The sequence below is a fragment of the Halalkalibacterium halodurans genome (assembly GCF_004376175.1).
GTDB classification, from domain to species: Bacteria; Bacillota; Bacilli; order Bacillales; family Bacillaceae_D; genus Halalkalibacterium; species Halalkalibacterium halodurans.
Window position 1 is genome coordinate 1 of the sequence record NZ_SNUY01000025.1, and the last position, 21,760, is coordinate 21,760.

The window sequence follows — 21,760 nt, forward strand, 5'->3', positions numbered from 1 at the left end:
TCATTAAAGTGGCTAGTAAATTAGTGAAATCAGGACGATCCCTTCATTTTAAATTGTCCTCTAGTTTTGTATACCAAGATTTTTTCTGGAAAGTACTTCAGCGGATTCAACAGCTAAAGCTAGGATAAAATCAAAAAATCCTGTTTTTTAAAACACGATTTAAGACCAAGGGAGAAGTATGCCCACAAACAGGCATTTTTCCGCTCCTCATTCTAGAAAGATGCTTTTCAGAAGAAAAATAACCATGATTCTTTCAAAGGGATCGGGAATCTAATCGTTTTTGGCCTAAAACCCTGATTTATGTTCGAGGTATGAATAATTCAGGATCAATTATCCTTTTTTTCATTTATCTTTCGCCTTTTTACCTTTTTTCGTTTTCCACGTATCCATTTCACCATATCCTTTGCGGTACGATCCTTCTCAAGGACCGAAGGATAGTGACCAAACTCCGGGGCTACCTCTTCTTGAAACCATCTACTCTCTCTTGCTTGGAGACGATACCGTTTTTTCACGTAGTTCCCTCCTTTCAGTTAGGTCGATCACTTAGAAAACCTCGCCTGTCGACCAGTTTTTATTGACTAGAGACGATCGTTTCCTTTCGTGTAAAATATAAAAAAGCTAGCCATCGTTAGTATGCACACGAACAATGGCTAGCATGTTTAAGACTTATCAGAATGCTGATCGATTTGATAAATGAACGCAAACAGCTCCGCTACTACCTCATATAGCTCCTCAGGTATCGTTTCGTTAATTTCTAGCTGGCCTAGTAGCTCCACAAGAGAAGGATCTTTTTGGATCGGGACTTTCGCTTCTTCTGCTCGTTTAATCAGTTCATCTGCTACAAGTCCTTTCCCCTTTCCAATGATGCGGGGGGCTTTTTCCTTTTCTCGGTTATAGCGAACAGCCATTGCTTGCCTTCGTTCCTCATGTTGCCTCATATGCGTACGTCCACCCCTTGATAGCCTATTTTCTCCGGAGATTGCCACGAAATGGCGTTCTTTTTTTCAGTCTCAATCTCTTTCCAGACGAGGGAGGACAAGCTATAGTCTTGCCGTTCTAATCCGCTTTTTAAGACAGGTAATAACCCGCTCATTAACAAGGTAGGCTTCGGGTGTTCATTAAAAATCGTAACAGCTAAAATCCGATGCTGGATTTGTACATCGACGATTGTTTCCTTCAAATGCGCTAACGATAAATAAAACAATATTCGACAATGGTCGGGACTTAGCTGACCGTCCGCCTGCCGTTTTCCTTCCCATTGAATCGTCAAATCGGTCTGGAAACTGCCAAGCATAAGCGGAAGCTGAATCGCCGTTTGCGTGATCGGCCCCGACGTTTCACTCGCTACAAGCTGATGCCCCGTTACTCGGTTTAATACCGCTTCGAGCCGTTCTTTCATTTTTGGCGAAAGTTCTTGCTGCATGAGCTGGAGCAGCAAGCCTTTCATCCGATCGTTGGCGAGTGGATCTGTTCCTTGTTGAAAGCTTTGTCCTACTTCTCGCTCATATTGCAAACCGAGCGCTTGTAAAAGACGAATGAGTTGGGCTGCGATTGGCGAGCTCGTCCCTGTCCCTCCTATCTGCTGCTGAGGGGAGGAAAGCTGAAAGGAAGTGGTCCACGCAAGCTGCTCCTCTCGAGATAGATTCACTCCGTTTCCCGATAAGAAGGAGGTGATCATAGCTGGAGTCACCTTTGAGCCCAAAAGCTGAACTAACGCGATCAGTTGTTGGCTACCTTTTTCTCCAGGTGGGATGCTCCCTTCTGCCATTAGTCGCTGAAATAACTCCCTCGGTGCCAACTCCCGAACCATTTCATTCGTTAATGTCGGCCATAGTTGCTGCACGATTTCACGGTTTTCCGGTCGCATGAGCGCTTGCTGGAACCGTGAGAAGAACGACTCTCTCGTTTCTCCTTGATTCATGATACCGAGACGGTTAAGAAGTTGAACAGCTCCTTCACGAACGGACGGCTCAAGTCGATCATTTGCTACCATAGACAAAAGCTCAATGACCGGTGAACGTCCTTGAGGAATCTTCCCGTCTTGCATTAACGCCTCCATTCGTGCACCGTATGATTCAAGCTGGGGGTGAGCGCGAAGTTGCTGGATGAGCTCTGTTAGCTGAGATGATAACGGAGGGCCTTCTTGAAGGGCACGGTAGGCAGAAAATGTTTCAGAGGTTATCGGCAGCTGTCGCAAGAGCATTCCTTGTAATAACCGAACACCTTCCTCATTTAACATTCCAGCAGTCGTTAAGATTGGAGCTCCTGCTTCAATCGTCCCTTTCGTAAACGGCATTCGCATCCCCGTTAGCTGACTAGCCAACCATTCATTCGTTTTCGTCTGGGCTAGGCCTAGCTGTTGAAGCAGTTCCTTGATCATTCCCGCCTGATCTCCCTGTACGGGGAATGGTTGCTGTGACAATACTTTTAGCCGCGGAACACCACTGCTTTCTTCTTGCACTTGAAAAAAATAGTCCTTTCCAGCAGATAGGGCTGCTTCTAATCTTGCCGTTAACGTCATTCGTCCGAGCTGCAAAGCGACGAGGTTATTCGGAAACAGCTTAACGATCTTTCCTTTGACAACTTGCCCCTGTGAGAGCTGAATCGTTCTTGGTGCTTGTGTTCGTTCGGTTTGAGAAAACGCCGATCCTTGAACGAGCATTCCCCGACCCCCCTATAAAAAAATTACGATGTTTGTCTAGTAGCCGCTGTTTCCTGGACAGGCCTGAAAGAACGGCGGTGCTCCGGTGTAATTCCGTGTGCGTTCAAGGCCGCAAGATGTTCTTCTGTCCCGTAGCCGACGTGGCGCTCGAATCCGTATTCAGGATAACGGTTGGCCAAATCGGCCATGTAACGATCGCGCGTCACTTTCGCTAGTACCGAGCTTGCAGCGATGGACAAGCTTTTTTGGTCCCCTTTTATTAACGATTGTTGCGGGAGGGAGAGGGGCAAGTTCATCGCATCAAGCAGGAGCGCGTCTGGATTGACAGATAGCTGGTCGATGGCGCTCATCATCCCTTGTTTCGTCGCCTGATAAATACTCACCTCATCTATTACAGTAACAGGTACAATCGCCACACTCCACGCGAGCGCCACTTCCTTTATCCGATCATAAAAAGACTCCCTTGTCTCTTTTGCTAGCTTTTTAGAATCGGTCAAACCTGGAAGCTGGACGTCTTTTGGCAAAATAACAGCTGCGGTCACAACCGGCCCAGCCAACGGCCCCCTCCCAACTTCGTCCAAGCCTGCTACATGCTCATATCCTTTGGCCCAAAGATCTTTCTCGTACGCGAGCATCTCTTCATGCTCCATCCAAAGGGCCTTCTCCTTTTCTAATTGACGTTCATAGCGTTTCAGGGCACTTTGCACCCCTTTTCGTTCATCAGCCTTTAGCATCGCTAAAAAGGTTTCATCGATTGACGCATCCCCTTGACGTAACAGTGCGTCAATTTCTTTTATCGATAACCGTTTGCTCACGGGTAGCCACTCTCCTTATGTATGGTATCGGCGTATTTTATGTCTGTTTTTACCCACCGACGTAAGGTTTTAATTGATCGAGAAAAAACCGTCTAGTGACTTGCCACTAAACGGTCTTTCCCGGCACTTCAAGTGTGATTCTTCCGAGCGTCCCTGCCCGTAATTCCCGTAAAATCATTTCTGCTGTTTTATCGTAGTCGATGTAACCACCAGACAATAAATGGCCTCGTTTTTTCCCGATCGCATCAAACAATGTGACACCGTCTTTCGGAAGCTCATTTAGTTTGTAACGATCCATTAGGCGATCTGGATACATCTCCCGCATGTAACGAAGGACAAATAATGCCACATCCTGAAAGTCTAACAGCTCGTCCTTGATCGCACCAGTCGCAGCTAACCGAAAGCCTGTTGCTTGATCATCGAACTTCGGCCATAAAATTCCCGGAGTATCTAGAAGTTCAAGCTCTTTTCCGACCTTGATCCATTGCTGCTGTTTCGTAATACCTGGACGATCGCCGACTTTGGCGATTCGTTTCGATGCGAGCCGATTAATAAGCGTTGATTTCCCTACATTCGGAATTCCTAAAATCATCGCACGAATGGCGCGTGGCTTCATTCCTTTTGCTCGCTGCTTTTCGATCAAGGCTTGGGCCAATGTTTGACATGCTGAAGAGATTCGGGAAACCCCTTGTCCGGTCTGGGCATTGATTGGAAGGACGGTCGCTCCGCCTTCTTCAAAAAAGCGGGTCCATTCCTTTGTTTTGCTCGGATCGGCTAAATCGTCTTTATTTAACAAGACGAGGCGCGGCTTATGAGCAACAATTTCGTCCATCATCGGGTTGCGTGACGATAACGGTACCCTTGCATCCAATAGCTCAATCACGACGTCGATGAGCTTTAGCTTTTCCGTTACTTCCCGGCGCGCCTTTGCCATATGTCCTGGAAACCATTGAATGGTCATAGATTACGCTCCCTCAATAAAGTTTAATTTTCTCGCTAATACTCGTGTATTCTCCAAATTTCACTAACACCAAATAGTAATCTCACCAGTACTACTGGATAGAAGTAGAACGAATTAAAATTTCTTACAGGGGATAATCCATCCTAACGTCCAAACTGGTATAGTTTGGTAATTGAGTAGTATGACCGTGCCTATAAATCTCCACGCTACTCACGGTCGCTAACCCTCCCATGTCTCTCCGGATTGGTATCCATACCTTCCTTCGTCCTGCGTATCCATGAGGTGGAGGTCGGATAAGCTCCTTTGCTGGGTCATAAGCCCGTATGGTGAAAATAAACTCCGACTCTGCACTATTGGTGTTTGTTATTTGTAAGTATACAGATGATGCACGGCTTTACATGGAGTGGCGGGCATGGTAGGCTTCCTTAGCCATGGGCGAATCATTGGATGACTCGCCGCTTCGCCAAGGAGCCATGCCCGCAGAGGCTCCGTGTCAAGCCACTTTGGGTGATCTGCTTTCTAAGGTTACACTGCCTGTAATCCATCCATTTGAGGAATATCTTTTATTAATCTTGAACCATCAAATTCACACTGTTTTTGACCAATGACAAACAACACACGTAGTAACTTACAACACAAGGCAATCAAAGATTGTTGCTTTTTCAAAGGGCGTTCAGGGCGTTTGGTGTAATAGTGATGCAGGGCTTTAAATGTTGAATTATGGGCGACAAGGGGACGAATCGCTAAATATAAGGCTCGGCGTAATCGTTTCCTTCCTCGCTTTGTAATCCTTGTTTGCCCTTTAAATTTACCTGAACTGTGCTCACGTAATGATAGCCCTGCTAAGTTCACTAATTGTTGAGGATGAGAGTACTTTGAAATGTCCCCAACTTCCGCAAAGAATAATCCAACAGTCACCGCCCCTAAGCCTGGAATTTTCATCATTTGTTGGGCACCAGGTAATGTTTCAACGATGGCTTCTAATTCCTGATCCAACTCTTCTAATTGCCGCTTAAAAAGCTCATACTGCTCAATAAGATTCTTCAGTTCACACTTGGCAAATTTCAAGCCTACTTCAATTCCAATGCTCTTTTTGGCTGTTTCTACAAGCTTCGTTGCGCGCTTAATGCCAACTCCTCGTTGGACATACGGTTTCCATTCTTGAAGAACCCTCTCTGGTGTCTTTTTATGAATATCAGAGGGGAACGGAAACAGCTTTAGGGTACAGAGAGCGGCTTTGCCTTCCCAATCTCCAAACACATCGAAAAACTCTGGAAAGTAGCGTTGAATCACATTTTGAATGCGACCTTCTGTGATCATTAATTGTTCAGTAAGCTGATCTCGAATTTTTACGCATTCTCTTAGTTCCGCATATATGCCATCTAAGAGGTTTGGTACAGAGTATCGCCCATCTTTGATTAACTGGGCGATCACTTTTGCGTCTTTCGTATCGTTTTTCGTTGGAGAATTGTCATCAAGTTCTTTACTTTTCTTAACGTGCATTGGGTTCACGACGACAAAGTCGTAACCTTTTGCCGTTAGATAGTAAGCAAGACTCTTCCAATAATGTCCTGTTGGTTCTACGCCAAAAATGACGTGATTCTTCTTGTGTTTTTCTTGGTGTTGCTTTACCCACTCAACGAGGGCTTCAAAGCCAAAGATTCGATTTTCAAAGATCAAACGCTTTCCAAAGTCTAATCCACGATCATCTTGAGCACGTGCGACATGTTTGTCTTTGGCAATATCAATGCCAATAATGAGTGTTGATGGTGTGATTTGCGAGATTTTGTGATTTTGAGTATAATTCATTACGAGTCCTCCTTGGTTACTAATTTAAGGGTCCATTTTTGCTTCGAAGCTTTGGACACCTCGTATAATACCAAGAGGGCTCTTTTTTGTTCAATCCTCAAATTTCTTCATTACAGGAATGCTCCTTTCTATAGAACAATGTCGTATGTATTCATTATGAGAAAAAGGAGCTTTTTTACACTTTAAAAAGGTTCACTTTTGCATGGACTAAAGTATAAGAAAAAATCGCTTTCGCTAAAGAACTTGGCGATAAGCCAAGCTTTTCTCATAAGCTCCTGCTTTCAGATCTATGTACATGGGATGCTTTATAAAAAGTCCGTGCACCTTAAAAAGGATACCACTGGCGAAAAATGGTGTCAACGGGCGGCAGATCCGATCGTTTCGAAGCTCTGTTTAGTTCAATCATAGGTAAGTACCAACGGTTGCGGAATGAAAGGACCTCTGTATGAGGCTCTAATATCAATGTGGAAGAATAACGCCAAAATAATAGATCATAAAGGCTGCTGAGAAAAGGTCTTCCCCGAGTAAAACATAGAAATCAATTACTGAACCCTTTAATTCTGAATGGCTATGAAAAATAACATAGATTGTAGCTATTCTTTTGGATTGGTAGCTTTAGTATACTATACTTTATCCCTATTATCCGAAAAGCAACAAGTCCCACGGCAGCTTAACGGAATATTTTTTATTAAGTTGGCTCATAAAGTCCAAGATGATGAAAGCCCACCTAATTAAAAAGACGGCTCTCACGTTTGAGAACCGCCCTTTTTGATCGTTGATTTACCGCTGGTTTGCGCGATTATCGAATTTCTTTAATACGAGCCGCTTTTCCGCGTAGGTTACGCAAGTAGTAAAGTTTTGCACGACGTACTTTACCGCGACGCTTCACTTCAATCTTATCGATTTTCGGTGAATGTAATGGGAATGTACGTTCAACACCTACACCGTAAGAAATTTTACGAACAGTAAACGTCTCACTTACGCCAGTCCCACGGCGTTTGATCACAACACCTTCGAACACCTGAATACGCTCACGAGAGCCCTCGATAACCTTCACGTGCACACGCAATGTGTCTCCAGGACGGAATGAAGGAAGATCTGTGCGAAGTTGTTCGTTTGTTATTTCACGGATAATGTTGTTCATCGTAGAATTCCCCTCCTTCCCTACAGATGCTCATGACAGCTTCTACCCCTGCAGCGGAACATCGTAATACTGGCAATTGCCACAAAGAAGATAATACCATATTCTCTCGAACAAAACAAGAGATTTCGGAGCAACGTTATTTTTCCTGTTGCTTACGGATGGAGTCAAGGAGTTCCTGCTCTTCCTCCGTTAGCTTTCGTCCCTCTAGTAAATCGGGTCTCCGCTCAAGCGTTCGTTTTAACGACTGTTCCTTTCGCCATCTCTCAATGTTTTGATGGTGTCCTGATAGCAGAACGTCTGGAACCTTCCAGCCGCGGAAATCAGCAGGCCGGGTGTACTGAGGATGCTCCAGAAGTCCTGTGGAAAACGAATCGGTTTGCGCCGATGTCTCATTGCCCAGGACAGCTGGAAGAAGCCGAGTTACACTGTCGGCAATCACCATCGCCCCAAGCTCTCCCCCTGTTAAAACGTAATCACCGATCGAAAGCTCGTCGGTGACGAGGTAAGAGCGAATCCGCTCGTCATAGCCTTCGTAGTGTCCACAAAGCAAAATAAGGTGCTCTGCCTGTGCTAGCTCCTCTGCTTTCCGCTGGGTAAATGTCTCCCCTTGAGGGCACATTAAAATGACGCGCGGCGTCGACTCGCTTTTCTTTGTCAGGTCCTCAACTGCATGGAATAACGGCTGGGGGCTCAACACCATGCCAGCCCCACCACCATATGGATAGTCATCTACTTTCTTATGTTTGTTTTCCGAATACTCACGAAAATTAACGACGCGAAAGGACACCGCGCCTCTCTCTTGCGCCTGTTTCAAAATTGAAGAGTGAAGCACGCCCTGAAACATTTCGGGAAACAATGTGAGAAAATCGATCTTCATTCCAACAGCCCTTCCATTGGTTCAATCGTAATCTGCTGTTTCTCGAGATCAACTTGCTTCACCACCTGTTCAATATAGGGGATGAGCAAGTCCTTACCTCCTCTGCGGCATTGAACGACCCAAACGTCATTCGCGCCAGGGGATAAAATTTCCTTTACCTTTCCTAGCTCTTCCCCAGCTATCGTGACAACGGAGCAACCGATGATCTCATGGTAAAAAAATTCTCCTTCCCCTAGCTCAGGCCGGTCCTCGATCGGCACTTGCAACCGGCCGCCCTTAAAAGCTTCCACATCGTTAATGGAAGGATAGCCTTCAAAGCAGAGTAAATCAAAATTTTTATGCTTGCGATGGGATGCGACCGTCACCGCCACTCGTTCATTCTGATTTGGGCGCATCACATATAGTGTCTTACCGCTGGAAAAACGGTCGTCTTCAAAGTCGGTTGTCGAGAGAACGCGCACCTCTCCGCGCACACCGTGGGTATTAACGATTTTACCTACATTCAGCCATTTACTCATCTCTTTTCCTTCCTTCTCGTACTTCATGAATTACGCCATCTTTTACGATGATCTCCGGTTCTGTCATTAATTGTTCCCAGCGATCGCCTTCCTGAACCTCACAAATCGATTCTACGGTCCCGGCCTTCAGCTCCGATCCGAGCGGAAGCTTCTCCATTTGATGCCGTTTGAAGGCAACCGTTTTCAGACGTTCTTCTCGTTGATTCATCTCTTGACGGTACGTTTCTTTTAACTGCCTTTCCCGCTCGAGATTTCCTTGATATTGCCGGAGCGCTTTGCGCAGCTGGAACGAGAGTTGCTTCAACTCGTTCTCGATCTGTACCTCTTCTGCACGAAACCCTTCCAATAGCTCCTGCTTCTTTTTTTCCGTTAACACTTCTTTTACTTGAACTGTTCGCAAAATTTTCATCGCTCACCTCAAGAGCTTCTCTAGATCGAGAGAATAGACAAAAAGGGAGAGGTTTCCCCTCACCCTTTCTGCCGTCATGTTTAGGATTAATCGATGATGTCTAACCGAACTCGCCTCTTTTGCTTTGTCGCTGCTGCATAGACGACAGAACGTAACGCCTTCGCTGTGCGACCTTGCTTCCCTATCACTTTTCCCATATCATCCGGATGAACCGACAGCTCGATGTGCAAAGAATGGCCATCATCGTGCTCAGAAACACGAACATCATCAGGATGATCCACAAGCGCCATTGCGATATGTTCTACTAACGTTTTCATCATCGGCCCCTTTACATTTTATCGATTACTTTTCGTTTTTTGCGTTGTGTAACTTTTCCATTAAACCAGCTTTTGAGAAAAGGTTACGAACCGTGTCAGAAGGCTTAGCACCTTTTAACATCCAGTCAAGCGCACGGTCTTCTTTCAACTCAACCTTCGCTGGTTGCGTGAGTGGATTGTATGTTCCAATTTCCTCAATGAAACGTCCATCACGCGGAGAACGAGAGTCTGCTACAACAACACGATAGAATGGGGCTTTTTTAGAACCCATACGTTTTAAACGAATTTTTACTGCCATTCGTTTGACACCTCCAAAATCATTTCACACAATTTTTTATAATAACATCTTTTTCGCTAGCATTCAAGAAAAACTAGAGAAAAGGATATGTTACCTACATTAAAACGGCATTTTAAAGCCTCCAAAGCCTTTCCCTTTCTTCTTGGCTTTGCCTGCCATGTTCGTCATTTGCTTCATCATCTTTTTCATCTCTTCAAACTGCTTTAACAGCCGGTTGACATCTTGAATCGCCGTCCCGCTTCCTTTCGCGATCCGTCGACGACGACTCGCATTAATGATGCTAGGATCTTGTTTCTCTTGCTTCGTCATGGAACGGACAATCGCCTCAACGCGGCTAATTTGCTTCTCGTCCACTTGCAAGTTTTTCAAGCCTTTCGCTTTGTTCATCCCTGGCATCATTCCGAGCAGTTCATCGAGCGGTCCCATGCTCCGCACTTGGTCGAGTTGCTCCAAGAAATCATCGAACGTAAAGTCCATTGTGCGCATTTTTTTCTCAAGTTCACGCGCTTTTTCTTCATCGACAGTGGATTGCGCTTTTTCAATGAGTGTCAGCACATCCCCCATCCCAAGAATCCGCGAAGCCATTCGCTCTGGGTGGAACGGTTCGAGCTGGTCAATCTTTTCACCCATCCCGGCAAATTTGATCGGCGTGTTCGTAACCGCCTTAACCGAGAGGGCAGCTCCGCCTCGAGTATCCCCATCCAGCTTCGTCAAAACGACGCCGGAAACATCGAGCTGCTCATGGAAGCTTTCCGCCACATTAACCGCATCTTGCCCTGTCATCGCATCAACGACGAGCAAGATTTCATCTGGCTTGGCCACTTCCTTTACTTGTTGCAGTTCATCCATCAGCTCTTCATCGATGTGAAGACGTCCAGCTGTATCGATGAGCACATAGTCGTGATGCGCTTCTTTCGCCCGCTCGATCGCCTGTTTCGCAATTTCAACAGGGCTTACTTGATCACCGAGGCTAAACACAGGCATGTTTAATTGTTTACCTAATGTCTCAAGCTGTTTAATCGCAGCCGGACGATAAATATCGGCAGCGACGAGAATCGGGTTCCGGTTGTGCTTTTTCCGCAAATGGTTGGCAAGTTTCGCCGTCGTCGTCGTTTTCCCAGCCCCTTGAAGACCGACCATCATCACGACCGTTGGCGGCTTGCTCGCAACTGCAATTTTGCTTTGCTCACCTCCCATCAACGCCGTCAGCTCTTCATTGACGACTTTGATGACCTGTTGTCCAGGTGTCAAGCTTTTCATGACTTCTTGACCGAGGGCTTTTTCCTTCACATTGGCGATGAATTGCTTCACCACTTTAAAGTTTACATCCGCTTCTAGGAGAGCCAGACGAACTTCACGCATCATTTCTTTTACGTCTTGTTCACTTACTTTCCCTTTTCCGCGAATTTTCTTCAACGTATCTTGCAGCCGCTCGGCTAAACTTTCAAACGCCATACATGTCGCCTCCTACTCTAACGTATCAAGAGATTCAAGCAACGCCATCAACTCTTCAGAAGTCGCTTGCTTGTCAACAGCTTCTTTCAATTGCTGCAATATCTCGGAACGTTTCTCGAATTTGGCAAGTAGCGAAAGCTTTTCTTCATATTCTTCTAGCATTGCTTCCGTCCGCTTGATGTTATCGTAAACAGCTTGGCGGCTCACATCAAACTCTTCGGCAATTTCACCGAGAGAAAAATCATCGAGATAATAGAGTGACATGTACTTTCGTTGCTTTTCCGTTAACAGCGACTGATAAAAATCAAATAGATAATTCATTCGCAACGTTTTATCAAGCACACCCTCACCCCTTCACGAAGCTTCGACGAACACGCTCGAAATTCACATTGTTAAGTGAAATTCCTTTACGAGTTCTCATCTTACCGTAATCAGATTTACGTGTCAAGTTTTTTTCTTAACAATTGAATAAAGGCCTCACTCTCTGCCCTCTTCTTCATCCACCATGTCTTTAAAGAGGCCATAGACGAATTGCTCGCTATCAAATGGCTGGAGGTCGTCTATTTTTTCGCCAAGGCCGACAAACTTAACCGGAATGTCAAGCTCGTGACGGATTGCTAAGACGATCCCCCCCTTCGCTGTTCCATCTAATTTTGTTAAGATGATTCCTGTCACGTCGGTCGTTTCTTTGAACGTTTTGGCTTGCGACATGGCGTTCTGTCCTGTCGTTGCATCAAGGGCGATCAACACCTCGTGCGGTGCACCAGGGATTTCACGGGAGATGACCCGTTTCACCTTTTCCAATTCTTTCATTAAATTCACTTTGTTTTGCAATCGTCCGGCTGTATCGCATATGAGGATGTCCGCTTCCCGCGATTTTGCTGCTTGAATCGCGTCAAACATTACAGCTGCAGGGTCAGAGCCTTCAGATTGTTTTATGACATCAACGCCTGCCCGTTCTCCCCACACTTCGAGCTGTTCAATCGCACCCGCTCGGAACGTATCGCCAGCGGCTAAGATTACTTTTTTTCCTTGTTGCTTATACATATGGGCCAGCTTACCGATTGAGGTCGTTTTTCCGACACCGTTCACCCCGACCACAAGGATAACCGATAATCCAGCTGGTTGAAGATTTACCTCGGTCTCGCCTCCCTCTTTTTCAAGAAGCTCGGCTAATTTTTCGGAAATGATCGGCTGGATGTCTTTCGAGTCTTTAATGTTCTGTCTGCGCACCTCATCCTTCAATTCTTCCACTAAATCCATAACCGTTGTCACACCTACATCGGCACCGATTAATATTTCCTCTAGTTCTTCAAAAAAGTCTTCATCCACACTGCGATATTTATAGACGAGGTCATTCATTTTCCCCGCAAAGGAATCCCGTGTTTTTTCTAACCCTGCCTTAAATTTCTCCGTTACTTCTGTTGTTTGTGTTGAGATTTTTTCTTTTAGCTTTTTAAAGAAGCTCATGTCGTTCCCTCCTAGCTTAGCTTTCGATTAACTCTTTCGTTTCTTCTAATTTGACCGAGATCACCCTAGAAACCCCGGACTCTTGCATCGTCACGCCATAAAGGACATCTGCCTCTTCCATCGTTCCTTTGCGGTGGGTGATAACGATAAACTGCGTTTGATCACTGAAGTCCTTTAAAAATTTCGCAAACCGGCTAACATTCGCCTCATCCAAGGCAGCCTCCACTTCGTCAAGCACACAAAACGGAACGGGGCGAAAGCGTAAAATCGAAAATAGGAGAGCGATCGCCGTCAACGCCCGCTCACCACCCGAAAGCAGTCCGAGGTGCTGTCGTTTCTTCCCAGGTGGCCGTGCCATAATGTCAACACCCGTTGTCAGAAGCTGGTCCGGCTCTGTTAACACAAGATCAGCCTCTCCACCGCCGAACAATTCCTTAAAGACGACGCGAAAATGGGCTTGAATTTCTGTAAAACTATCATGGAACCGCTTCGTCATTTCCTCATCCATTTCTTCAATTACATTGTGTAGCGTTTCCTTTGCTTCGACAAGGTCTGCTTGCTGTTCCTTTAAAAATTCATAGCGTTCGCTTACCCGTTCGTATTCTTCAATCGCCCCTAGATTCACCGTCCCTAGCTCTTCGATTGCTCGTTTTATGAGCTTTACTTTTGTTCGCGCCTCTCCGATCTCCATCATTAATGGATATTCCACTTTCGCTAGATCGTAGCTTAGCTCATACTCATCCCGTAGCTGGTTTAAACGGTTGTCAAGCTCGACGTCTAGGCGGTTCACCTTCACTTCGGCATCGCGACTGGATTCTGACATGTAAGCACGTTTTCGTCCTAGATCGGCCAACAGCTGTTCTTCTGCTTCAAGCTGTCCTCCGAGCTCCTTCCGCTTCGTTTGCAAGTGGGCAACATGTTCGCTTAACTCGCTTTTTTCTTGACGACTCTTTTCAATTTGCTCGTCCAAGGAAAGCTCACCACTCGTACTTTGTGACAGCTCTGTCTCCAACAGCTGAAACGTTTCTTTTCGCTCCCGAAGTTTTTCCTTTTCCTCAGCTAGCTGCTCAGAGACCCTTGCTCGTTGCTCTTCAATGTTGCCATACCGCTCTTTCGCCGTTGCAAGCTGGATTTTCAATTCGGTTAATTGTGACTGCCGCTCTTCCTTGGATGATTGGCTCTGCTTCAGCCTTCCTTCGATCTCCGCAACCGTTTGCTGCATCTTGCTCGCTTCCTGTTCGGCACTCGTAAGCAATTGCTTTAATTCAGCAAGCCGAGCGCGAATTCGCGTTTCTTCATCAGTAAACGACTCATGCTCGCGGTCGACCAATGATAAACGCTCGCGCATCGCCTTCACTTCATAGGTAACCGCCTGCCACGTTTCTTTCGCTTCATCAACTTCAGCCCGGGCAGCTTCCCCTTGTAAGCGTAAGTCCTCGATCAATTGCTGCAATTCTGTTCGTTCGTTTTTTTGTTGTTTAACTTCCTGCTCTAATTTCGCCGCCGCCTTCTCTAGTTGCTTTAGTTTGTCCGTTAATTCTTCTAGCTCGCGCTGACGGCCAAGAAGCGGGGGTTGCTTTTGTTTGACACTCCCTCCTGTCATAGAACCCCCAGGATTGACCACATCTCCTTCAAGGGTGACGATGCGGTAACGATGTTGGAGTAACCTAGCTATAGCATTCGCTCCTTCTAAGCTTTTCGCTACGATGACGTGACCGAGCAAGTTCCTAATGACTGGCGTGAAGCGTTGATCAAACGATACAAGCTCACTAGCAATCCCAACAAATGCATCATGTTCTTGAATCAATTGCATAGAGGCCGCTGGAAGCTCGCGCCCTTTCATGACCGGAAGAGGTAAAAAGGTCGCTCGGCCAAAGCGTTGCTGCTTTAAGTACTGAATCGCTTGTCTCGCCGCCTGCTCTGATTCGACAACGATATGCTGTGCTCCTCCACCTAAGGCGATTTCGATCGCTGTTTCATATGGCTTTGGCACCGTAACGAGTTCGGCGACCGCACCCACAATTCCTTTTAAAGTGGAGTGGCGCGCTTTTAACACCTCTTTAACCCCTTGGAAAAAACCTGAGAAGTCAGCTTGCATTTCTTCAAGAACGTCTTTCCGCGACGTTAATCGCTGGATGAGCTGATACGCTTCGTACAGTTGCTTTTCTTTTTGCTCGTAGACGCGAGTTACTTGCTCTACCTTCCGCTGCTGGTTCCGGTACTCGTCCACAAGAAGGTGAAGCTGTTTTTCCTTTGCTTCAAACTGCATGCGCTCTTGCTCTTCCTGTGCTTCCAGTTCCTTTCGCTTTTGAAAATACGCTTCATTTTCTCGGATGAGCCGTTCCTGCTTTTGCTGTAGCTGCTGCAACTGCTCTTCTAAATAGCGCGTCTCATTTCGCAGCGATGCTTGTTCGTTTAATAGTTCAATGTAATCAGATTTTAACCGATCGACCGTTTCTTCCAGTTCTTTTTCATTTCCGTGAAGAGCTTTTTCTTGATTGCGTATTTCTGCTTCAAGCGCAGTCATTTGCTCGTAAGCTTCTTGTTTCGCTTCTTCTTCTTTTGCTAAATGAACTTTGAGGGAGGCGACCTTCTCCTCACCTTCACGGATCGTCTGCAAAAGTTGCTCCCGATTTTCCGCAGCATTTTTGAGCCGCTCCTTCAACACATCTCTCCGGCCTTCGCGTTTTTCTAATGTTTCACTTGCCGATAAAAGCTGTTGCTGGGCTATTTGGGCTTCCTCATCCAATTGGGCGATCTGTTGCTTCAATCCTTGCACGGATTGTTCTTTTTCGCTGATTTGCTGCTCTAAAGCTCGATGTTGTTCTTTTAATAGATCAAGAGCTTCCTTTGCTTTGTTCCACTCTGTATGTATCCGGTCAATATCATAGACAAGGACGGCAATCTCAACTTGCTCTAATTCTTTTTTCTTTTCTAAATAGTCCTTTGCCACTGATGCTTGAATTTTTAAAGGCTCGACTTGGCCTTCAAGCTCATGAAGAATATCCTCGACGCGATTCAGATTCTCCTGTGTGTCATCGAGGCGTTTTTCCGCTTGCTGCTTCCGCGTTTTATATTTAAGCACACCGGCCGCCTCTTCAAAAATGACGCGGCGATCCTCTGCCTTACTGCTCAAAATTTCTTCCACTTTCCCCTGGCCGATAATCGAATACGCTTCTCGTCCTAGGCCAGAGTCCATAAAAAGATCGACAATGTCTTTTAACCGGCATGGCTGACGGTTCAATAAGTACTCGCTCTCTCCAGAACGATAAACACGCCGTGTGACACTTACTTCACTATAGTCGATCGGAATATGCTGGTCCTCGTTATCGAGCACCAAACTGATTTCAGCAAAATTCAATGGCTTTCGTGTATCGCTTCCTGCAAAAATAATATCTTGCATTTTTGACCCTCGGAGCGACTTTGCCGACTGTTCACCGAGCACCCAGCGAATGCCATCTGAAATATTGCTTTTTCCACTTCCATTTGGGCCAACAACCGCTGTTACACCTTTTACGAACTCAACGGTCATTTGTTCGGCGAATGATTTAAATCCGACAATTTCTAAACGTTTGAGGAACATCGTTCAAACCTCACTTTCTACAGCCTATTTATTTTATCATAGAGCGAAGACCAATGGAATCGAATCAAACAAGCTGTTTTTACGTATAAAATCAATAAGACAAAACGTCTTAGGTATGATACGATGTTGCATAATTAGTTCATTACTTAAAGAAAGGACTGTGACCATGAATTTAAACGAGGAAAGCCGAGAAAATGTCGTGTTTATGATCGAGGAAATTAAAAAGAAGCTCCAAGTTGTAAATGGGTCTGTTCTCAACCCAGATAGTGTGGATATGAGCCGCTACGAGGACTTACGAGACATTTATGACATGATTAAAAAGAAAAACAACTTCAGCGTCAGCGAAATGGATGCGATCGCCGTCGAGCTAGGAAGGCTTCGCAAATAACAGACGTCTATAATTAAAAAGACTTAGCTTACCACCAGTTTTCCTAGCCTTTTATATCGTGTTTCCATGCCTTTTTGGCTCACTCACTGTTAATGGTGCGAAAAAGGGCTAGGACAAAATACAGTAGGAGTGGCACTCACCGCGACGATGAGTGCCACTCTTTTTTTAGGTGTTATTTTAGATGGGGTGATTGTTTTAAAAGCCACTCGCTTGATGCGACTAACAACAGACGATCCATGAATCAACAACAAAAAGGTTCGGATCATCAAAATAAAAAAGCCCGAACTTTTTTAATACGTTTGGCCAGTTTTGCCTGAGCCTCTTGTTATTGCTCCTTCTTTTGACTCAATGTAATTAATGCTTGCTGGGCAGCATGTTGCTCGGCCTCTTTCTTTGAGCGACCTGTACCGATTCCGAGCGTCTCATTGTTCAAAACGACTTCTGAAACAAACTCCCTGTTATGGGCAGGACCCCGCTCTTGGACAATTTCATAGTGGATGTGACCCAAATTATCTCGCTGTATGAACTCCTGCAGCTGACTTTTAAAATCCATCATATGAGAAAAAGCACCTTCACTAATTTTCGGGTAAATCGTTCGCTCTAAAAACAAATACACTGCGTCCATTCCTTGGTCTAAATAAAGAGCTCCGACAAACGATTCAAATACGTCAGCCAATAGCGCGGGACGCTTACGCCCTCCCGTCATTTCTTCCCCTTTCCCAAGTAACACAAGCTCCCCAAAATGGAGCTCCTCTGCCAATTGGGCAAGGGATGGCTCACAGACGATCGAAGCACGTAATTTGGTCATATCCCCTTCACTCATCTGTTCAAACGCCTTATAGAGATATTGCGATACCGCCAATTCCAAAACGGCATCTCCGAGAAATTCCAGACGTTCGTTATCTTTACATGATTGAATTCGATGCTCATTCACATAGGATGAATGGGTAAATGCTTGAACCAAAAGTTTTTTATTGGCAAACGTTAGATTCAGCGTGCGGAGGAGCTCATCGAACATTTGCTGCTGTTTTGCTGTGAGCGTTAAACGTTTCGGTTGTCGTCTCCGCTCTGAATGCGAATGATGTCTATGCTTGCGTTGGTTTTTCGAATGTGGCATGTCGACCTCCAAAAACGATAGGACAGTTTTCACGATAAAGTGAAACTCCATTCAGTGAGTTTTTTCAATCACCACTGAATGTTAGTTAAATCAATCGGTTGTTTCTGTGGCCAGCACGACGCTGTTCACACAGATATTGTCACTCGCTGTGACATTTTAATCCAGTTCTATCCACGTTTACTTCGTTTTTTTACTGCTTGAAGCCTTAAAATGAAAGTCCTAACGCTAGTTAACGGGATAAAACGAGAAAAGCATGTTGTAGAAAAGGAGGTCCCATATAAACACATGGGACCTGTTAAACTTACTGACGGCCTTCTATGTATTCAACCACATCAGCAACCGTCGCAATTTTTTCTGCTTCTTCATCTGAAATTTCAAGATCGAATTCATCTTCTAGCTCCATTACGAGCTCAACAACATCAAGAGAATCCGCTCCTAAATCATCTTTAAATGAAGCTTCTGGCTTCACTTCCGCCTCATCAACCCCAAGACGATCAACGACAATTTTAGTGATACGAGATAATGTATCTGCCATTATGTTCACCTCCTCTCAAAATGCGCTTCTATAAGCTAGAAGCATTTTAGCTAAAGTTGAAACATCCTGTCAAGATCCTTTCGTTACATGACCATTCCGCCATTTACATGGATCGTCTGTCCTGTTAAGTAAGAAGCATCGTCGGACGCTAAGAAACGAACCGCTTTTGCCACTTCCTCAGGCTGTCCTAGACGAGCAAGGGGAATTTGCCCTAGCATTTGTGCTTTGACATCTTCCGGCAATTCACCGGTCATATCTGTTTCGATAAACCCTGGAGCGACCGCATTTACCGTAATATTACGGTTAGCAAGCTCACGGGCAAGTGTTTTCGTTAAGCCAATGACACCTGCTTTGGCCGCAACATAGTTCGCTTGTCCAGCATTCCCAATGGCACCAACAACAGACGATACGTTAATGATTCGCCCAAACCGCTGCTTCATCATCGGTCGTGTAACAGCTTTCGAACAGTGGAAAACTCCTTTTAAATTCGTATCGATCACCGCATCCCAATCTTCTTCTTTCATGCGCATAAATAGGTTGTCTCTTGTAATCCCTGCGTTGTTGACGAGAATATCGACTGCACCGAAAGTATCGATCGTCTCTTTGACCATTGCTTGGACCGACTCACTGTCAGCTACATCGGCTTGGATCGCAATTGCCTCCACTCCGAGTTCTTTAATCTCAGCAACGACTTTTTCCGCTTTCTCCTTATTCCCTGCATAATTGACCACGACATTCGCTCCATGACGTGCCAGTTCCATCGCTGTTGCTCGGCCAATTCCGCGAGATGCCCCTGTAACAATCGCTGTTTTTCCTTGTAGCATCGCTTATGCCTCCTGTTCCAATTTTTTTACCATCGCTTCAATGCTTGCCCGATCACTCACAGAAAAAACATTAACCCGGCGCTGTACTTTGCGGACGAGGCCTGAGAGCACATTTCCTGATCCGATTTCCACGAACGTATCCACTCCGAGCTCAAGCATGCGACGAACAGTGTCCTCCCAACGAACTGGAGAGTACACTTGCTCAATGAGAGATGAGCGAATGTCAGCGGCTTTTTGAACGAGATCTGCTGTCACATTGGCAATAACAGGTGGAGCGGCATCAGCGATTGCCAAATCGGCTAACACGGCTTCAAGCTTTTCGGCAGCCGGTTTCATAAGCGATGAATGAAACGGTCCGCTCACTTGCAATGGGATCACTCGCTTCGCCCCTGCTTCCTTTGATTCCTCTGATGCTTGTTCGACACCCTCAGCAGAACCTGAGATGACAATTTGTCCAGGACAGTTTAAGTTTGCAAGTTCAACGACAGCCCCTGCTTCTGTTACGCGCTTCGTTACTTGTTCTAATTCGTCCCGCTCCATGCCAAGGATGGCAGCCATTGCTCCTTCGCCGAATGGTACCGCTTCTTCCATAAACAATCCACGGTGATGAACAGCGTACACAGCATCGGCAAACGTTAAAGAGCCTGAAGCCACAAGGGCACTGTACTCCCCTAGACTATGACCGGCTGTATAATCAGGTTTGATTCCATATTCACGCACGAGCGATAAAACGGCCGTGCTCATCGTCAACAAGGCCGGTTGCGTATTTTCCGTCCGGCGCAATTTTTCTTCTGGCCCTTCAAACATAATGCTTGAAAGGGAATAGCCGAGTCTTTCATCCGCCTCGTCAAAAATCTCTTTTGCTTTTTCCTCTGAAAGTAATTCGCTCCCCATGCCGACAGACTGTGAGCCTTGACCTGGGAATAGAAATGCTACTTTTGCCATCGTCTCACTCTCCCTTTTCTTCGCTACCTTTTGTCGCCTTGGCAACTTCTGTTTTTATGATCGTCGTCACTTGCTGATTGACCATTTCGTACGCCTGGGCAATCGTATGATAAACGGAGGATGCCACAGATGAACCATGCGCTTTTATGACTGGCGCCTTCAAACCGAACAACGAAGCCCCACCATATTCGGAGTAGCTCATGACTTGTTTGATCTCTTTAAATCGGCCTTTTAATAGAGCGACAGCCAATTTGCTTATAAACGTTTTCGTTAGTTCTCTCTTCAACAAAGAAAACATTGATCCTGCTATGCCTTCCACACTTTTTAACACCAAATTCCCTGAAAAACCGTCGCAAACGACAACATCGCAAGCCCCGTTCAACAATTCTCGCGCTTCCACGTTACCGATAAAATGAAAAGGTCCCGCCTCGAGTAGAGGAAATGCTGCCTTCGTTAATTCATTCCCTTTTCCAGCTTCCGTGCCGACATTTAACAGACCAACTCTCGGCTGCTTGATGCCCCGCACCATTTCCATATATGTATTACCCATGATCGCATATTGTAACAAATGCTCCGGCTTTCCATCCATATTCGCTCCTACATCGAGAAGAAGGAACCCTTTCTCATCGAGGGTAGGTAACATAGGGGCTAAGGCTGGCCGGTCAATCCCTTGGATTCTGCCTACATACAAGAGGCCTGCTGTCATAAGCGCTCCTGTATTCCCAGAGGAAATGACAGCATCTGCCCGCCCCTCTTTTACTTCTCGAACGGCTAACACCATAGACGAATCCTTTTTACGACGCACTGCTGTTGTCGGTTGATCAGTGTCTTCAATTTTCTCCGTCGTATGTAAGATCGGTAACCTCGGATCATTAGCAGGAAGCAAAGGACGGATCTCCTCTTCATTCCCGACAAGTGTTATCGTTAAGTCAGGGAATGCTTTCACCGCTTTTATCGCCGCCTCCACATGTGCTTCTGGGGCGTGATCTCCACCCATAACGTCTAAGGCTATTTTCATCTGAACCTCTCCATTCTATTGAGCAGAACGGTACATCAGGAAATCTCCTGAAAATACGAGCTCCTGCCCCACAAAGCTGTTAACAACCACTAAGGTTCGATCCCGCTCTACTTTTTGCACTTCTGCTTTTGCAACCACACGCTCACCAGCTTTTACTTGCCGAGTGAAGCGAATTGTCGCTTTTGCCGTTAACGCTAGATCATCATCAATGATGGCGACCGCAAGAGAGTTTGCCTGGGCAAACAAATAATGACCTCTCGCAATTCCAGTACGTGAAAAAACATGCTCCTTTTTCACATCCAGGATGGAAATCGCTCGCTCGTCTAACTGCAAATCCACGATTTCACCAAATACTTCTTCCATCGGAAGGGCTTTGACTTCATCCAGCTGTTTTTGCGCAACATCTTTAATGCGCTCTCTTAACTCTGGGATCGAGAGTTCCATGCGATCAAGGCGAATCGTCTGGATGCTGACACCAAACCGATCCGCCAGCGCCTCATCCGTAATAAACGGATTAGCATCGATCGTTTCTTTCAAATGACGTTGCCTATCTTGTTTTTTTCGTTTCATGTGCTACCGACCACCGTATCACACTTGAATTATTTTCATCATTAT

Annotated in this window: 23 protein-coding genes; 1 reads left to right on the plus strand and 22 read right to left on the minus strand. The window is 45.7% G+C overall.

Annotated elements, in window-relative coordinates; translation table 11 throughout:
- Positions 1-326: 326 nt before the first annotated feature.
- The 16 genes from E2L07_RS09820 to smc all read right to left on the minus strand — a co-directional run bounded on the left by E2L07_RS09820 (position 327) and on the right by smc (position 16,318).
- Positions 327-512, minus strand: a complete 186-nt coding sequence (locus E2L07_RS09820) for a hypothetical protein (protein WP_134229481.1) — start codon at positions 510-512, stop codon at positions 327-329.
- A gap of 147 nt (positions 513-659) precedes the next feature.
- Complete coding sequence (locus E2L07_RS09825; protein WP_134229482.1) at positions 660-938, minus strand: EscU/YscU/HrcU family type III secretion system export apparatus switch protein; 279 nt, start codon at positions 936-938, stop codon at positions 660-662.
- The gene (locus tag E2L07_RS09830) at positions 935-2,662 is read right to left on the minus strand and encodes a hypothetical protein (RefSeq protein WP_134229483.1); all 1,728 of its coding nucleotides are present in this window, start codon (positions 2,660-2,662) and stop codon (positions 935-937) included. The genes E2L07_RS09825 and E2L07_RS09830 overlap by 4 nt, the downstream gene beginning before the upstream one ends.
- 23 nt (positions 2,663-2,685) lie before the next feature.
- Positions 2,686-3,477, minus strand: a complete 792-nt coding sequence (locus tag E2L07_RS09835) for a ribonuclease HII (protein ID WP_134229484.1) — start codon at positions 3,475-3,477, stop codon at positions 2,686-2,688.
- Positions 3,478-3,583: 106 nt separating this feature from the next.
- Positions 3,584-4,438, minus strand: a complete 855-nt coding sequence (gene ylqF, locus E2L07_RS09840; protein ID WP_134229485.1) for a ribosome biogenesis GTPase YlqF — start codon at positions 4,436-4,438, stop codon at positions 3,584-3,586.
- Positions 4,439-4,963: 525 nt separating this feature from the next.
- Positions 4,964-6,247 carry an IS110 family RNA-guided transposase gene (locus E2L07_RS09845; RefSeq protein WP_003320755.1) on the minus strand — a complete coding sequence of 428 codons (1,284 nt, stop codon included), beginning with the start codon at positions 6,245-6,247 and terminating at the stop codon, positions 4,964-4,966.
- A gap of 799 nt (positions 6,248-7,046) precedes the next feature.
- The gene (gene rplS / locus E2L07_RS09850) at positions 7,047-7,391 is read right to left on the minus strand and encodes a 50S ribosomal protein L19 (RefSeq protein ID WP_010898629.1); all 345 of its coding nucleotides are present in this window, start codon (positions 7,389-7,391) and stop codon (positions 7,047-7,049) included.
- A gap of 136 nt (positions 7,392-7,527) precedes the next feature.
- Entirely contained in the window at positions 7,528-8,268 is a 741-nt protein-coding gene (trmD, locus tag E2L07_RS09855) for a tRNA (guanosine(37)-N1)-methyltransferase TrmD (RefSeq protein WP_134229486.1), read from the minus strand.
- Positions 8,265-8,786 (minus strand): ribosome maturation factor RimM, encoded by a 522-nt coding sequence (gene rimM / locus E2L07_RS09860; protein WP_010898631.1) that lies wholly within the window; start codon positions 8,784-8,786, stop codon positions 8,265-8,267. The genes trmD and rimM overlap by 4 nt, the downstream gene beginning before the upstream one ends.
- On the minus strand, positions 8,779-9,195 hold the full coding sequence (locus tag E2L07_RS09865) for a YlqD family protein (protein ID WP_010898632.1): 417 nt from the start codon (positions 9,193-9,195) through the stop codon (positions 8,779-8,781). Before E2L07_RS09865 ends, rimM begins: the two co-directional genes overlap by 8 nt.
- Positions 9,196-9,281: 86 nt before the next feature.
- A complete protein-coding gene (locus E2L07_RS09870; RefSeq protein ID WP_010898633.1) occupies positions 9,282-9,512 on the minus strand; it encodes a KH domain-containing protein in 231 nt (76 codons plus the stop codon).
- Between the two features lie 25 nt (positions 9,513-9,537).
- A complete protein-coding gene (gene rpsP / locus E2L07_RS09875; protein WP_010898634.1) occupies positions 9,538-9,810 on the minus strand; it encodes a 30S ribosomal protein S16 in 273 nt (90 codons plus the stop codon).
- 99 nt (positions 9,811-9,909) lie between these two features.
- A complete protein-coding gene (gene ffh, locus E2L07_RS09880; RefSeq protein ID WP_053430939.1) occupies positions 9,910-11,265 on the minus strand; it encodes a signal recognition particle protein in 1,356 nt (451 codons plus the stop codon).
- A 12-nt stretch (positions 11,266-11,277) separates the two neighbouring features.
- The gene (locus E2L07_RS09885) at positions 11,278-11,607 is read right to left on the minus strand and encodes a putative DNA-binding protein (RefSeq protein ID WP_010898636.1); all 330 of its coding nucleotides are present in this window, start codon (positions 11,605-11,607) and stop codon (positions 11,278-11,280) included.
- A gap of 135 nt (positions 11,608-11,742) precedes the next feature.
- On the minus strand, positions 11,743-12,735 hold the full coding sequence (gene ftsY / locus E2L07_RS09890) for a signal recognition particle-docking protein FtsY (RefSeq protein ID WP_010898637.1): 993 nt from the start codon (positions 12,733-12,735) through the stop codon (positions 11,743-11,745).
- Between the two features lie 16 nt (positions 12,736-12,751).
- Complete coding sequence (gene smc / locus E2L07_RS09895) at positions 12,752-16,318, minus strand: chromosome segregation protein SMC (protein ID WP_134229487.1); 3,567 nt, start codon at positions 16,316-16,318, stop codon at positions 12,752-12,754.
- 166 nt (positions 16,319-16,484) lie between these two features.
- Between smc and E2L07_RS09900 the strand changes: the two genes are divergently transcribed.
- Positions 16,485-16,706, plus strand: a complete 222-nt coding sequence (locus tag E2L07_RS09900; RefSeq protein ID WP_010898639.1) for a DUF1128 domain-containing protein — start codon at positions 16,485-16,487, stop codon at positions 16,704-16,706.
- A gap of 325 nt (positions 16,707-17,031) precedes the next feature.
- On the opposite strand, the gene rnc is transcribed toward E2L07_RS09900, so the two are convergent.
- The 6 genes from rnc to fapR form a co-directional block, all read right to left on the minus strand.
- Complete coding sequence (rnc, locus tag E2L07_RS09905; protein WP_134229488.1) at positions 17,032-17,823, minus strand: ribonuclease III; 792 nt, start codon at positions 17,821-17,823, stop codon at positions 17,032-17,034.
- Positions 17,824-18,124: 301 nt separating this feature from the next.
- Complete coding sequence (gene acpP, locus E2L07_RS09910; RefSeq protein ID WP_010898641.1) at positions 18,125-18,358, minus strand: acyl carrier protein; 234 nt, start codon at positions 18,356-18,358, stop codon at positions 18,125-18,127.
- Positions 18,359-18,441: 83 nt separating this feature from the next.
- Positions 18,442-19,182: a 3-oxoacyl-[acyl-carrier-protein] reductase gene (gene fabG, locus E2L07_RS09915; RefSeq protein WP_010898642.1), complete on the minus strand. Its 741-nt coding sequence runs from the start codon at positions 19,180-19,182 to the stop codon at positions 18,442-18,444.
- A gap of 3 nt (positions 19,183-19,185) precedes the next feature.
- Positions 19,186-20,127, minus strand: a complete 942-nt coding sequence (gene fabD, locus E2L07_RS09920; RefSeq protein ID WP_134229489.1) for an ACP S-malonyltransferase — start codon at positions 20,125-20,127, stop codon at positions 19,186-19,188.
- 4 nt (positions 20,128-20,131) lie between these two features.
- Entirely contained in the window at positions 20,132-21,145 is a 1,014-nt protein-coding gene (gene plsX / locus E2L07_RS09925) for a phosphate acyltransferase PlsX (protein ID WP_134229490.1), read from the minus strand.
- Between the two features lie 15 nt (positions 21,146-21,160).
- Positions 21,161-21,715: a transcription factor FapR gene (gene fapR / locus E2L07_RS09930; protein ID WP_134229491.1), complete on the minus strand. Its 555-nt coding sequence runs from the start codon at positions 21,713-21,715 to the stop codon at positions 21,161-21,163.
- Positions 21,716-21,760 lie beyond the last annotated feature (45 nt).

What these genes read in the sequence shown, in the direction of transcription:
- E2L07_RS09870 (WP_010898633.1), bottom strand. Translation starts at nt 9,512, where the DNA reads ATGAAAACGTTAGTAGAACATATCGCAATGGCGCTTGTGGATCATCCT.
- trmD (WP_134229486.1), bottom strand. Translation starts at nt 8,268, where the DNA reads ATGAAGATCGATTTTCTCACATTGTTTCCCGAAATGTTTCAGGGCGTG.
- plsX (WP_134229490.1), bottom strand. Translation starts at nt 21,145, where the DNA reads ATGAAAATAGCCTTAGACGTTATGGGTGGAGATCACGCCCCAGAAGCA.
- rimM (WP_010898631.1), bottom strand. Translation starts at nt 8,786, where the DNA reads ATGAGTAAATGGCTGAATGTAGGTAAAATCGTTAATACCCACGGTGTG.
- ylqF (WP_134229485.1), bottom strand. Translation starts at nt 4,438, where the DNA reads ATGACCATTCAATGGTTTCCAGGACATATGGCAAAGGCGCGCCGGGAA.
- fabD (WP_134229489.1), bottom strand. Translation starts at nt 20,127, where the DNA reads ATGGCAAAAGTAGCATTTCTATTCCCAGGTCAAGGCTCACAGTCTGTC.
- fapR (WP_134229491.1), bottom strand. Translation starts at nt 21,715, where the DNA reads ATGAAACGAAAAAAACAAGATAGGCAACGTCATTTGAAAGAAACGATC.
- E2L07_RS09830 (WP_134229483.1), bottom strand. Translation starts at nt 2,662, where the DNA reads ATGCTCGTTCAAGGATCGGCGTTTTCTCAAACCGAACGAACACAAGCA.
- ffh (WP_053430939.1), bottom strand. Translation starts at nt 11,265, where the DNA reads ATGGCGTTTGAAAGTTTAGCCGAGCGGCTGCAAGATACGTTGAAGAAA.
- fabG (WP_010898642.1), bottom strand. Translation starts at nt 19,182, where the DNA reads ATGCTACAAGGAAAAACAGCGATTGTTACAGGGGCATCTCGCGGAATT.
- E2L07_RS09865 (WP_010898632.1), bottom strand. Translation starts at nt 9,195, where the DNA reads ATGAAAATTTTGCGAACAGTTCAAGTAAAAGAAGTGTTAACGGAAAAA.
- rpsP (WP_010898634.1), bottom strand. Translation starts at nt 9,810, where the DNA reads ATGGCAGTAAAAATTCGTTTAAAACGTATGGGTTCTAAAAAAGCCCCA.
- E2L07_RS09900 (WP_010898639.1), top strand. Translation starts at nt 16,485, where the DNA reads ATGAATTTAAACGAGGAAAGCCGAGAAAATGTCGTGTTTATGATCGAG.
- acpP (WP_010898641.1), bottom strand. Translation starts at nt 18,358, where the DNA reads ATGGCAGATACATTATCTCGTATCACTAAAATTGTCGTTGATCGTCTT.
- ftsY (WP_010898637.1), bottom strand. Translation starts at nt 12,735, where the DNA reads ATGAGCTTCTTTAAAAAGCTAAAAGAAAAAATCTCAACACAAACAACA.
- E2L07_RS09825 (WP_134229482.1), bottom strand. Translation starts at nt 938, where the DNA reads ATGAGGCAACATGAGGAACGAAGGCAAGCAATGGCTGTTCGCTATAAC.
- rnc (WP_134229488.1), bottom strand. Translation starts at nt 17,823, where the DNA reads ATGCCACATTCGAAAAACCAACGCAAGCATAGACATCATTCGCATTCA.
- rplS (WP_010898629.1), bottom strand. Translation starts at nt 7,391, where the DNA reads ATGAACAACATTATCCGTGAAATAACAAACGAACAACTTCGCACAGAT.
- E2L07_RS09845 (WP_003320755.1), bottom strand. Translation starts at nt 6,247, where the DNA reads ATGAATTATACTCAAAATCACAAAATCTCGCAAATCACACCATCAACA.
- smc (WP_134229487.1), bottom strand. Translation starts at nt 16,318, where the DNA reads ATGTTCCTCAAACGTTTAGAAATTGTCGGATTTAAATCATTCGCCGAA.